The organism is Mucilaginibacter sp. 5C4 (assembly GCF_034345625.1).
GTDB classification, from domain to species: Bacteria; Bacteroidota; Bacteroidia; order Sphingobacteriales; family Sphingobacteriaceae; genus Mucilaginibacter; species Mucilaginibacter aurantiaciroseus.
The window spans coordinates 2108065-2122294 of the sequence record NZ_CP133775.1; the positions used below are offsets into that span (position 1 = coordinate 2108065).

Below are 14230 nucleotides of genomic sequence, written 5' to 3' on the forward strand. Positions count from 1 at the left end.
TAAGCTTAATGTATTTTATATTCGAATTACTTCTCATTTGACAGTGAATAAGGCACATCCGCAGCTTTTGTACCTCTTGCTTTGTTAGGCACAGCCGACATATTAAAGTTTAAAACTTGCCCCTGTTGCAGCGCTTTGTGGCTTAACCAGTTGTTTGTATATGGTTTGCCATTTACAGTTAAGCTGGTTACAAACCTATTTGCAGGGCTGTTTTTAGCAGCATTAATGGTAACGGTTTTGCCGTTCTCTAAAGTAAGGGTCACTTTTTTGAACAGCGGTGCACCTAAAACGTACTGATCTGTAGAAGGCGTTACCGGGTAAAAGCCCATTGCCGAAAATACATACCAGGCTGATGTTTGGCCGTTATCTTCATCGCCACAATAACCGTCAGGGGCAGAGTGGTACATTTTGTTGATCACATCGCGCACGTGCAATTGGGTTTTCCATGGCTCGCCCGAGTAGTTGTACAGGTAGGTCATATGCTGAATGGGTTGGTTACCATGTGCATACTGGCCCATGCCGGCAATTTGCATCTCGCGGATCTCGTGGATCACTTCGCCATAATAGCTGTCATCAAAAATAGGAGGAAGGCTGAAAACTGAATCCAGTTTGGCGCTGAATTTTTGTTTACCACCCATCAGGTCAACCAAGCCCTGGATATCGTGGAACACGCTCCAGGTGTAGTGCCAGCTGTTACCCTCGGTAAAGGCATCGCCCCATTTGAAAGGATTGAACGGAGACTGGAATTTACCATCCTTGTTTTTACCACGCATTAAACCGGTTTCTTTATCAAACAGGTTTTTATAGTTCATGCTGCGTTTGCGGTAGATCTCTGTTTCAGATGCAGGGCGGTTTAATGCCTTGCCCAGTTTGTAAATGGTAAAATCGTCGAAAGCATACTCTAAAGTACGGGCTGCATTCTCGGTTATTTTAACATCGTATGGTACATAGCCTAATGTGTTGTAGTAATCTACACCATCGCGGCCGGTAGCATTAGGGCCATCATTATTGGCACCATGTAAAAGCGCCTGATACAGCGTTTGGATATCATATCCGCGACCACCTTTCAGGTAGGCATCAGATACTACAGCGGCTGAGTTGTTACCCACCATTACGTCAGAATAACCGGGGCTGCTCCACTCGGGCAACCATCCGCCTTCTTTGTAATCATTAACCAAACCGGCTTGCATCTCTTTATTGATAGATGGATAAACCAGGTTCAGGAATGGGTATAAAGCCCTGAAGGTATCCCAAAAGCCTGTTCCCGCGAATTTATAACCCGGTAGGATCTGTCCGTTTTGAGCGCTCCAGTGTACCGGTTGGTTTTTGGCATCCAGTTCGTACATTTTGTTTGGGAAGAACAGCATGCGGTAAAGGCAAGAGTAAAATGTTTTTACCTGCTCTACCGAACCACCTTCTACAGCCAGTTTGCTTAAGGTTTTGTTCCAAACGGCTTTTGCTTTTAGTTTGGTTTGGTCGAAGTTATCTTTGCCAATCTCTCTGTTCAGGCTTATTTCAGCTTGCTCAATGCTGATGAATGATGAGGCTACCCTCATGTTCACTTTTTCGCCTTTTGTAGTTTTGAAACCGATAACCGCCATAGCGTGCTTGGCATCAAGTTCTAAACCGTCTTTTAAAGTGGTATCACTGTAAACCTGTGCGGTTGTAATGGGCTTATCTACATAAATTACAAAGTAGTTCTTAAAGTTCTTAAGCGGGCCGCGGGCATATTTGGTAGAGTAACCAACTATTTTTTTCTCGCCCGGGATAACTTTTACGTATGATCCTTTATCAAACGCGTCGACTATAATATAAGAATTGTTCGATTGCGGGTAAGTGAACCTGAACTGCGCGCTACGCTCAGTAGGTGTTATCTCTGTAGTAACATCATGGTCGGCAAGGTAAACGCTGTAGTAGTATGGCTTTGCAATCTCAGCTTTGTGCGAGAACCAGCTTTCGCGGCCTTTTTGCGAAACTTTTAGCTCACCGGTTACCGGCATAATGGCAAACTGCCCGTAATCATTCATCCATGGCGATGGCTGGTGGGTTTGTTTAAAGCCATTTATTTTGTAGGCATCGTAAGTGTACTGCCATCCGTCGCCCATTTTACCTGTTGTAGGCGTCCAAAAGTTCATGCCCCAGGGCACGGCAATGGCGGGGTAGGTGTTGCCGTTACTCAGGTCGTATTTTGATTGCGTACCCATCAGCGGATTGATCCATTCAACAGGGTCAATTACTTTAGCAACCTGTTGTGCAAATGAAGAAGCTGCAAACAGGAGGGCACTTAAAAGAAGGAATCTTTTTTTCATGTGTGATTTAAAGTATAATAGATGTAAACCGGCAGTAAATATAAAAGACTGGCGGGTATTGCCAGTCTTTTATATTGTAAAATTATTGCCACCCGGGATTTTGTTTCAACTTAGGGTTTGTGTTTATCTCGCGCTGTGGTATTGGCCACAGGTAGTATTGAGTTTTCATAGTAATACCCTGCTCGTTTGCAGTTGATGTTGCATCGGCAAATATACCACCCGGCACAACGTAGATCTTATGTGTACGCTGGATATCAAAATAAGCTTTATCCTCGTAGCAAAGTTCCAGGTAACGCTCTTTCCAAACGGCTTCGCGGAACGCTGTTTGAGATAAAGCGCCGTACGGGGTAAGTTGCGCGCGGCCGCGTATAGCTTCAAGAGCGCCAATTGCTGTTGCATTAGGTGCGCCATCTGCTTCGTTTTGTGCCTCGGCGTAAATTAGCTGAGCTTCGGGTAAACGGAACAGCGTCCAGTTTTCGTCGCTTTTACCATTACCTAATGCACTTTCTACATGGAAAAATTTATAAAGGGCCGGTTTTTCAAAAGTAATTATCGTTGAAGGATCTTTATCTTTTGGATAACTGCTGTAGAAAAATTCCCTTTCTTTAGCACGTTTATCACCGGCAGGGTAGCTGGCAATAAATTGGGTAGTAGGTAACATAGCGCCTAAGTGGTCGCCATAAGCACCAACCTGCAGGTTAAACGGTATAGTTAATTGTGGAATAGCATTTTCCTGTACACCCACTTTGTAGTTTATCTGGAAAATCAATTCTCCCTGGTTTTTATGGGCATTGTCATGCAGGTAAGCATAATCATTAAACAAGCTGTATTGTGTTAAAACCGGTAACACCTCAGCAGCTGCCAATGCGTAATTCTCGGTTTTTTGCAACGGATAGCCCGCCATAGTTAAATAAACGCTGCCTAATAATGTACGCACAGCACCTAACGAAACACGGCCGGTTTGTTCGGTAGCAGGTAAGCCCGAATCTTTCGCGGCTTTAAGGTCGGCTACTATCAGGTCATAAACAGATGCTATAGGCGAACGATCAGGATAAAGGGTTTCGCTGGTGATGGTAACCGGCTCTGTTATTAATGGCACATTGCCATATAACCTTACCAAATGAAAGTAAAAGAAAGCCCTCAGGAAGTACGCTTCGCCAAGTAGTTTTTTCTTATCAGCATCCGGCATGGCAATAGCCGGGATACGTTTAAGTGCTACGTTAGCATTTGCTATTGCCGCGTAACTGTTTGACCACACCGTTTCAAAACCCGGATTTGTTGGGCTTGTAGTTTGGTTTATTACCTGCTTATTATTCACACTTTGCCCAAGCGTTGTTGCATGGCCCGCAAAAAGTTCTAAAGTGATGAACGGGCTTTCGCCGTAGGCATCCCCATTTTGGAACATGTACAACGATGAGTAAATACCGTTTACAAATGTTTGCGCTTGCGAAGCGGTTGTAAAGTAGTTAGCGGTATTAAAATTATCTCTCCTTTCTTCGTCGAGGTATTTTTTGCAACTGCTTGCAGATGCTGTAAGGATCAGTAATAATATACCGGCCCTGTATTTTTTTAAGTTAAACTTCATAATACTATATATAAAATGGTTTAATTAGAAACTAACGTTTACACCAAGCAAAAAGGTCCTTGGTTTTGGATAATCGTAAAATTGGATGCCTTGGGTAAAGTTGCTGTTATTGTTGTAAGTAGAAACTTCAGGATCGTAACCGGTGTATTTGGTTATAATGAAAAGGTTTTGGGCTTGCGCGTAAACTCTTAATCTGCTTACTTTTAGTTTCTTTAAAATATTGTCAGAAAAGTTGTAACCCAAAGTAACCGACCTGCCACGGATGAAGTTGCCGTTCTCTACCTTGGTAGAGTAGATTTCAGTTTGGTAACCTACATAAGCTGGGCGGGTTTCAGCTATATTGGTATTTTGGTGCTCAGGGGTCCATGCATCTAATACCGTTGCATAGCTGTTAGCCTGGCCTGTACGGTCCTGGCCCGAGTGCTTGGTAAGGTTCATGATCTGGTTACCGTAGTTGAACTGTAACTCGATACCAAGTTCGATGCCTTTATAACGGAAGTTATTACTAAATGTACCAAAGCCATCTGGGGTAGATTTACCCAGCACCTCGCGGTCATCAGCGGTGATCTTACCGTCGCCGTTCGTATCTTTAATTTTCAGGTCACCCGGTTTAAGGCCGTTGTAAGAGGCTGCCTGCGCGGCTTCTGATGTACTCCATGTACCTAACACGGTGTAACCATAAAAACTACCCGGTGATAAACCAACCCTCATGAGGTTAAAATTTGATAAGAAGCCGGGAGAAAGGAAAATATCATCATTGTTTTGACCAAGCGCTAAGATCTTGGTGTTTAGGAATGTGATGTTGAAGTTAGATGTCCAGCTAAAGTTTTCAGATTTAATATTTGTGGTATTAATGGCAAGCTCAATACCCTTATTTTGCAATTTACCAATGTTTTTAAACACACTTCCAAACCCGCTTGATTGTGGAATTGGTGCATCTAGCAGTAGCGCTTGTGTTTTCTTAATGAACGCATCGGCCTCAATGTTAATACGGTTGTTAAATAAACCCAATGATACACCAAAGTCGATCTCGGAATTTTTCTCCCATCCAAGTTCTTCGTTGCCAATAGTTGTTTGATGTGTGCCAATAGCTTGATTACCAAATACATAAGGGATAGTTTCGATGTTAGCAGTTGAACGGTATTCACCAATCTCAGTATTGCCGGTTAAACCATAGCTTAATCTGAATTTCAGGTCGGATATGGTTTTGTTATCCTTAAGGAATGCCTCCTGTGATGCTCTCCAGGCTAATGCTGCCGAAGGGAAGAATCCGTTTTTATTATTTTTACCCAAGCGCGACGAACCATCCTGGCGGCCTGTTATAGTAAGTAAGTATTTCTCTTTTAAATTATAGTTTAAACGTGCAAAGAACGATTGCATTTGCCAGGCATCATAGTTTGAACTTGGGATGCCTGGGATTGCACCTGCACCAAGGTTGTAATAGCTATAAAAATTATCAGATAGGGTGCTGGTTGATGCACCAAACCCCGTTTGTTTAAAGTTCTGACGCTCGAAACCTGCTACCAGGTTTATTTTATGAATGTCTGCAAAGGTTTTATCGTAAGTAAAGTAGTTTGACCATTGCCAGAAAACATTATTAGCCTCGCTTATAGATGCCGAGCTATAATCCTGGCTTGCGGTTGCACCACCAACTAAGCCTGTTTGAGAGCTTGGATAATAATTTGCAGATGTAGTAACACCCAATACGCTGCGGAATTGTAAACTTGGTAAAATATTTATGTTAGCATAAGTATTACCGCTAAACACACGGATTTTAGTTAGGTTAACTATCTCGTTTGCCTGAGCAACCGGGTTATCGCCACCTTCAAGATTAGGGTAGTCGGTACGTTTACCGTAGCTACCATCGGGGTAACGGATAGGTATAATAGAAGGCATCTCCACTAACATACGTGGTATGTTGTTGCCACCTGTTCCATTATCCTGCAAACGGCCTTCCTGTGCGTTGTAATTTAAAGTGGCGCCAACTTTTAACCATGGTTTTATTTGGTTATCGAAAGTTAAACGCGCGTTGTAACGTTTTAAATAACTGTTTAGGATAATACCCTGATCATCAGCGTAGTTTAAAAAGAAACCGTAGTTCATTTTGTCGCTACTGCCGGTAAAACCGAGGTTGTGGTTTTGGCTCACCGCGGTACGGGTAGTAGCATCCTGCCAGTCTACATCATAAAGCGGGTTCAAGTTAGCATCAAACAGCTTGCCTATAAGCGCCGTGCGAATAAGTTTTGGATTTTTACTGGCATAGTTGCCTGCAGCCCAACCCGTAGGGTCATATTTTTGGATGTTGGCGTACCCCAGATCTTCGACAGCTAAAAATTCTTTGGCGTTAAGCACGTCAAGCTTTTTAGCCATTTTGCTTATGCTTACATAGCTGTCGTAACTTACTGTACCCGCGCCACCTTTGGTGCCACGCTTGGTGGTAACCAAAATAACACCGTTTGCACCACGTGTACCGTAAATAGCGGTAGATGATGCATCTTTCAACACGTCTATAGATTCAACGTCGTTAGGGTTGATGGAGTTACCACCCTCTGTCCAAACAACACCATCTACAACGTAAAGCGGGTTTGTGCTGGCGTTAAGTGATGTATAACCACGGATGCGCACTTTTGTAGCACCACCCGGTGCACCCGAGTTGGATGATACGTTTACACCCGCAATTTTACCGGCAAGTTCCTGCTCCAGGTTGGTTTGCGGCCTTTCTTGCAGAGCCTTGCTACCAACGCTGCCTACCGATCCGGTAAGGTCTACACGTTTAGAGGTACCGTAACCTACAACCACTACTTCACTTAGTGCTTTTGGCGATTCTACCAATAAAACATCAATAGTTGAACGGTTGTTAATTGGCTGCTCTTGCGAGGTATAGCCTATAAAGCTGAATACCAGTGTGCCGCTGCCTTCGGGTACATTTAGTTTATATTTACCGGCAACATCGGTAGTAGTGCCTGTTGTAGTACCTTTAAGCTTTACGTTAACACCCGGCAGCGCGCCTTTGGCATCGCTTACAGTACCGGTAATATCAACAGCTTTAATTTCTACAGCGTTGTTATCAGCATCCTTCTTTTTCACTACAATGGTTTCCTGGAAAATTTTGTAGGTAAGGGGCTGATCTTTAAACGCGATGACCAATGCCTGGTCTACGCTTACCTTATCAACATCAATAGTAATGCCGCCCGCTTTAGAAACATCGTTTTTATCATACATAAAATGATAGCCCGTTTGTTTCTCAATAAGGCGTAAAACTTTTTCTACAGAAGCGTTCTTTTGGCGCAAGGAAACAGTCTGGCTGAATGTTTTTGCGCTCACATTGGTAAGGGCTGCAATTATTAAAATGGCAGTGAGTTTCATAACCAATATTAATTTGGATAGTTTAGACCATGCCAAAGGCACAGCCTTAGAATTAAAATTCATAAGTTTGTTGTGTTTGGGTTAAACGTTAACTTTCAATTCGTCGATTGCATGATTATGGGGCCCAGGCATTTTAGCCGGGAAAGTGAGTCGAAACACTTCCCGGTTTTTTTATGCTTAATTTATCCAAATATGGGTAAACGAGGCCGCCAAATGCTTTTAGCTTGCGTGGTGTATTTCTTTCATCATAAGTGGTTTTTGTGAGGTGAATAATTGATGTATGTATTGGTGTTGTTTTTGGGCTAATTCAATTTGTGCTACAGCACAATTATCTTGTTTCCTTCTATCTTCAGGTTTACACCCGTGTATTTCAAAATATCTAACAAAACTGATGCTTTTACATTGCGCGATATGCGGCCGGTAAATACCTTATCAGGTACTTTACCATTATAGGTAACCGGTACATCGTACCAGCGCGCGGCCTGGCGCAGTATGGCATCTATACCAACTTCCCTAAACTGGAAAATACCGTTCTTCCAGGCAGTTTCGTCGTCCACATCTACATCGTTAATAATCTTGTTTTGGCCCGATGATTTGATCTGCGCCTGCTGGCCGGGTTTTAAACGTGCGCTGAAAGTGCCGCTGGTAATACTCACCGCGCCTTCCAGCAGGGTGGTTTTCATGATAACCTCATCATCATAGGCCATTACATTAAAGTGTGTACCTAAAACTTCTATATCTGCACGGTTGGTTTTTACTTTAAATGGCATCAACGTGTTTTTTGTAACCTCAAAGTAAGCCTCGCCGGTAATTTTTACCTGCCTCGATCTGCCTGTAAAACGGGTTGGGAAGGTTAATGACGATGCCGAGTTTAGCCAAACCTGGGTGCCATCGGGCAAAACAACCTGGTACTGGCCACCGCGTGGGGTGCTAATAGTGTTGATGCTAGGAGCAGCTTCATCACCGGCTAACGCATTGGTGTTATAGATCACCTGCCCGTCTGTAGTTTTTTTAACCAGGGTTGTTCCTTCTTTGGCAAGGGTGCCGTTCTCCGCATTATCCAACACAATGGTTTTGCCATTGGCAAGGGTTAACACCGCTTTATTGCCGCCGGGTAAAGCATCGTTATGCGGGCGTTTTACTTTAACAATTTGTGGTTGTTGTGCGGCTTTTTTAGGGTGCAGGTAATTGTAAACGCCAAAGGTTAATACTACCAGCATTATGGCGGCAGCGGCTATTTTGCCCCAAAGAAATATATTATTACGGTTTTTTGCTTGTTTGCCTAATCCCTCAGCGCCTAAAATATTGCTGAGCATTTGGTTGGGTTTATCGTTATTGAACAGGGCGGCGTCAGGCTTAAGATCATCCCAGGCCTGGCGAATGAGCAGCGAAAGCTCTTCATCGCTGGCGCCGGCATTAATTACAGCAAATAGTTCGTCACGCTCCTGCGGAGTTGCCGTTTTGCTATAATAGCGATCAAAAAGGTATCTTAACCTTAACCTGGATGTTTTCATTAAATGTTGTTCAATAATTTGTAGTGTGAAAAAGCCGGGGAGCTTTTGTTATATGACACCAAAGCAGATAAAAAAGGGGGTATTGCTTTGCGGTTTTTTTTAAAAAAATATTGCGCCCAATATAATTATAGCCGAAATATCAATGTTCGACTGCACGAAATTGGTGATAGAGTGTGTGGCGCCCTGCAAATATTTCTTCACCGTTTCGCGCGAGAGGCCCATTTGGTTGGCAATCTCGTCATATTTTAAACGATCGTGGCGGCTTAGCAGGTAAACTTTTTGTTGCTGCGGGGGTAGGTGGTCGATGGCCTGGTCTAATAAAGTATAGTATCCGTCCAATCCCGTATTTTCTTCGGGGATGAGCGCCATGGCGTTTTCTTCGATAGTTTTTTGATGAACGCGTTCTTTGGCCAGTTTACGCAGGCAGTTTAACGCATGGTTTTTGGAGATAACAAACAAATACGCCCTGAAGTTTTGAACATCAACCAGTGTTTCGCGGCTCACCCAGATCTTTAGAAATACATCTTGTACTACCTCCTCGGCCAATTCAAGAGAATCGGTTATGCGGTAAATGTGTGTACCTAAAAGCTGGTGATGGTTATTGAACAGTTCGCTAAAGGCATGTTCATCGCCACCGGCCACCTTCAAAAGCAACTCTTTTTCACAAGGTAAAATCAAGTCAGACATAGGCAGTAATTGGTATCGGCAAATAATGCAAAATATACTACAACTGCAACCCAATAATGCTTAAATGTTAAAAAAATATCACCTCGTGTAAAAATGACACATTTGTAATTGCTTGATTTTTAATTAATTAATCACAGCAAAAAAGAGTGGGTAAATTTGAATTGTTAAAATAATGATGGGTTTCCGCCCAGCTTTATTCTACCAAGGTGCTTGTACGCGCTTTCTGTAGCCTCGCGGCCACGTGCGGTGCGCATTAAAAAGCCTTCCTGAATCAAAAACGGTTCGTAAACTTCTTCAATTGTGCCTTCTTCTTCGCCCACCGCGGTGGCAATGGTTTTCAACCCAACAGGGCCGCCTTTAAATTTATCAATAATGGTAGATAAGATCCTGTTATCCATCTCGTCCAAGCCATGCTCATCAACGTTAAGGGCGTTAAGGGCGTACTTTGCAATAGCGGTATCGATATTACCGTCGCCTTTTATCTGGGCAAAATCGCGGGTACGGCGTAAAAGGGCATTAGCAATACGTGGCGTACCACGGCTGCGGCGGGCAATCTCGTAAGCGCCCTCATCACTGATAGGGGTACGTAATATAGTAGCCGAACGAAGCACAATAGTGGTTAGTAATTTAGCATCGTAATATTCCAGCCTGCTGTTAATGCCAAACCTCGCGCGAAGCGGAGCAGTTAACAAACCAGAACGTGTAGTTGCGCCAACAAGCGTAAAAGGGTTAAGCGAAATTTGTACCGAGCGGGCGTTAGGGCCGCTCTCCAGCATAATATCTATCTTAAAATCTTCCATAGCCGAATACAGGTACTCTTCCACCAGCGGGCTTAAGCGGTGGATCTCGTCAATAAAAAGGATGTCGCCGGTTTCCAGCCCCGTAAGCAAGCCGGCAAGGTCGCCCGGCTTGTCTAAAACGGGGCCTGATGTTATTTTGATACCAACACCCATTTCGTTAGCAATAATGTGCGATAGTGTAGTTTTACCTAATCCCGGGGGGCCGTGCAATAGTACGTGATCCAGCGCTTCGCCACGCTGGCGGGCAGCCTGTACAAAAATGCGCAGGTTTGCCATTATTTTATGCTGACCGGTAAAATCTTCAAATGCCTGCGGGCGTAATACTTTTTCTATATCACGTTCGGCAGGAGAGAGGCTTTCACCATCCGGGTCGAGGTTCTCGTTCATACTTTCAATTTCGGATTTGGGAAGATTAAAGTTAAGCTAAAAATGGGATTTGGGTAGAAATAAATTCGAAATCGAACATCCGAAATTCGAAATTTCTCACCCTTCCGGATACTTCCTGAAAATGCTGTTGATCTTCATCTGGATAACTCCAAAGAAGGCTTCTTTGAATATACCTGACGACATTTTAGAGGTGCCGGCGGTGCGGTCGGTAAATATGATGGGTACTTCGGTTACTTTAAAGCCGTGCTTTATCGAAGTGTATTTCATTTCTATCTGGAAGGCGTACCCTACAAATTTTATCTTATCAAGGTTCAGCGTTTCCAGCACTTTGCGCTTGTAGCACATAAAGCCTGCCGTGGCATCCTGCACATTAATACCCGTAATAAAACGCACATAAACAGATGCGAAGAAACTCATCAGCACACGGCTCATTGGCCAGTTAACTACATTCACACCTTTGATATAGCGCGAGCCAATAGCGGCATCGGCACCATCAATACAAGACTGGCGCAGGCGTAAAAGATCATCAGGGTTGTGGGAGAAATCGGCATCCATCTCAAAAATAAAATCGTAATGGTTGCGTATCGCCCATTTGAAACCATGGATGTAGGCAGTGCCTAAACCTTGTTTGCCCGTTCGTTCCTCAATAAATAACTTGCCGCTGTATTCCTGCTGTAATTGCTTTACAATGTTTGCTGTACCATCGGGCGAGCCATCATCTATGATCAGCACATGAAAATCATGAGGAAGGGTGAACACCTTGCGGATCATCCGCTCAATATTTTCTTTCTCGTTGTAAGTAGGAATAATGACAATACTATCAGGCACAGTAGCTGCAGATTTGGGTTTTTGTAATGAACGCCGCTAAAATAATTTAATTTTACACGGCATTAAAATAAAAAACATTAAAGTGGTGTGCTTTCCTGTAATTATAAGGTAATATTGTGGTTATTGAATTTTTATATTGGCTTAACAGGCTTGCTATACAATTGGGTTGTCAGGGTGGATATCTCTTGTTTTGTTACCTTTAATATCAAGGCCATTTGCCAAAACATCGACAGCCAGATATGCTTTTTCTTTAATGAAAGGACTTACAAAAAGGAATATAATAAAGAACCCAAAGCAGATACCTACAAATAACCAGTAGAATAAAGCACCCGTGAAACCACTAAACATACCACCATCGGCAATACTGTTATTTACAATCGCATTAAAGAATGAACCTATCGAATAGGTGAAGTACCAAATCGCTGTCATGGTACTTTTCATAGAAGGTGGTGATTGGGTGTAGGCATATTCCAAGCCTGTAATTGATACTAATACCTCACCTGCTGATAACACAGCGAAAGCGAATATCTGCCACCAAACAGATGGATGGGCTCCAGCATCAACCTTAACCTGTAATAAAGCGATAATAACAAAACTAAAGCCCGTTATAAATAACCCGGCCCCAAGTTTTCTTAACGATGTTAATTTTATACCCAGTTTTTCGACTAAGGGGTATACACCATAGTTGAAGATTGGAATAAAAGTTAACAGGAATACTGCGCCTACGGTTTGTATTTGAGAAGGTAAAACTTTCCAGCCAAAAACACCGAGACTTAAGTTAAGTTTTTTCGATTGAAGTACCCATTCGGCACTGTTCATGTCCCAAAGTGACCAAAATACCGGGATAAAGGCAAATACAGCCATTACACGCCACACCGCTTTAACGCCATCAACTTTTTCTTCGCTATATTTATCTTCTGCGCACTCCCATGCGGTTTTTCCTGCCACTTTCGCTCTGCCATTAAATTTACACATCATGGCATAAAAACTAACAGATACAAAATTATCCTTATTAATACCTTTAGGTGGAAGCTTTACATATTTTTTACGGCCTGAGAAAAAGATTAAAGTAGCCAATGCCATCAATATACCAGGTACGCCAAAAGCCCAGGCAGCACCAAATTTTTCATAAATTACAGGTATTAGCGCTAAACTCACCATTGAGCCAGCGTTGATGCTGAAATAGAACCAACTGTATATACTACTCATTAAATGCTGATTGCTGTGATCGAATTGGTCACCTACATTAGCAGATACGCAAGATTTGATAGCGCCCGCCGAAAATGCGATGATTATCAATCCTGTTTGAAACCCGGTAAGGGAGGTATCAAACATTGATAAAATGAAGTGACCAATAGTGTATATAAGTGAACCAATTAGTATAACCCTATACTTACCGAAAAACCAATCGGCAAGTATAGCTCCCAATAAAGGGGTTGCGTATACGAGTGTAGAAAAAATGTGATTTATACTGTTTGATTTTGCGTTTGCAATAACAGAACTATCGTGACTGAAAAACTGGTGAACAAGAAAAACAGCCAATATGCTGCGCATCCCGTAAAAACTAAAACGTTCGGCAAACTCGTTACCAATAATAAAGGGAACACTCTTAGGGAATCTTGACTTTGGTTTTGCCGGAACGGCATCTTGTAAAGTTTCTGACATTACTTATGAACTTTTTTTTGTTTAAAAATACTATAATTAAATTAATCCGAAATTTTATACTGAGATTATTACAGCGCGCGCTGTAATGTATTGCTTTACGTGGCTGAATAAAATTTTAATTCTTTTTACGGGCAGGTAAACTGCTCCTGTCTATAATTGCCTGTGCCTTAGGGTCAACAAATGTTGCATCCTTATCTTCTGGAATGTTACGCATATCCAAATTATTTACATATACCCAACGGCCGTTCTTTAGTTTATAACCGTCGTAACTAAGGTCGGGGCCGAAGGCTTCGGGGTGGTCTTTCATCTTCTGGTCGGGCGGCGAAAGATGGTCAAACACGATCAGGTTTTGATCGGGAACGTAACGCAACAACATAGATGCCTGCCTGGTGTATTCAAAAACCACACGTTTACGGTTTTTGCTATTGCCATCAAAAACGGCAGCCCCCAGATTAGGTTTATCGTCTTTATCAAAGGACAAAACTTCTATAACTTTTTTGGTCGATTTTACGGTATTGCCCTTCCATCCCAGCAAAACGTAATAAGGCTTTGCCGCCGCTACGCGGATAATTTTATAATACTGCGCGCCATACCATTTGTGATTATCGGTTATCGAATCTTCGGGGTTTTTAAGGAACGGTGAATAATCTTCAAGCGGGTACATCAACAGATTATCGCCGGTATTCATTTGCACGGTTCCATAAAAACGATAGCTGCCATCCTGGTTCATTACGTGCCAGCTTAGTATACGGAAACGGTTATCGGGCGAGTTTATAATGCTCACAGCCTTAACCGAATCAAAGGGATAATTAAACGAGTGCGGAACTTTTAGCGCTGCAACCAGCATGCGGATAAACCGGTAGTTGGCATTTTTGCGTTCCAGGTCGTCAGGGTCGTTGATGAACTTTTTGCCGAGCGATTTCAGGCTATCCTGGTAAATCTTCAATTCTTTCAGGTTCTTAACTTCATCAGAATGTTGCGCGTAGCTTGCGCTGAATATTAGTAGCAGGAAAAGAGCAATGAAGAAACCTTTCATCAAATATTTTTATGATAAATATTAACGTAAAACAAGCAGCTAAATTATTAAAA

At 42.7% G+C, this 14230-nt stretch carries 9 protein-coding genes; all 9 read right to left on the reverse strand.

The features are described 5' to 3' along the window. Positions 1-26: 26 nt before the first annotated feature. Positions 27-2309, reverse strand: coding sequence for a GH92 family glycosyl hydrolase (locus RHM67_RS10040; RefSeq protein ID WP_322232077.1), 2283 nt, complete (start codon positions 2307-2309; stop codon positions 27-29). 82 nt (positions 2310-2391) lie between these two features. Next, positions 2392-3894, reverse strand: coding sequence for a RagB/SusD family nutrient uptake outer membrane protein (locus tag RHM67_RS10045; RefSeq protein WP_322232078.1), 1503 nt, complete (start codon positions 3892-3894; stop codon positions 2392-2394). A gap of 24 nt (positions 3895-3918) precedes the next feature. After that, positions 3919-7323 (reverse strand): TonB-dependent receptor, encoded by a 3405-nt coding sequence (locus RHM67_RS10050; RefSeq protein WP_322232079.1) that lies wholly within the window; start codon positions 7321-7323, stop codon positions 3919-3921. A gap of 254 nt (positions 7324-7577) precedes the next feature. Then, entirely contained in the window at positions 7578-8774 is a 1197-nt protein-coding gene (locus RHM67_RS10055; protein WP_322232080.1) for a FecR family protein, read from the reverse strand. Positions 8775-8873: 99 nt separating this feature from the next. Continuing rightward, positions 8874-9461: an RNA polymerase sigma factor gene (locus RHM67_RS10060; RefSeq protein ID WP_322232081.1), complete on the reverse strand. Its 588-nt coding sequence runs from the start codon at positions 9459-9461 to the stop codon at positions 8874-8876. 164 nt (positions 9462-9625) lie between these two features. Beyond that, entirely contained in the window at positions 9626-10648 is a 1023-nt protein-coding gene (gene ruvB / locus RHM67_RS10065) for a Holliday junction branch migration DNA helicase RuvB (RefSeq protein ID WP_322232082.1), read from the reverse strand. Between the two features lie 96 nt (positions 10649-10744). Further along, positions 10745-11476: a polyprenol monophosphomannose synthase gene (locus RHM67_RS10070; RefSeq protein ID WP_322232083.1), complete on the reverse strand. Its 732-nt coding sequence runs from the start codon at positions 11474-11476 to the stop codon at positions 10745-10747. 153 nt (positions 11477-11629) lie between these two features. Continuing rightward, positions 11630-13141, reverse strand: a complete 1512-nt coding sequence (locus RHM67_RS10075; protein ID WP_322232084.1) for an MFS transporter — start codon at positions 13139-13141, stop codon at positions 11630-11632. Between the two features lie 115 nt (positions 13142-13256). Further along, on the reverse strand, positions 13257-14177 hold the full coding sequence (locus RHM67_RS10080) for a hypothetical protein (protein WP_322232085.1): 921 nt from the start codon (positions 14175-14177) through the stop codon (positions 13257-13259). Between the last annotated feature and the right edge of the window lie 53 nt (positions 14178-14230).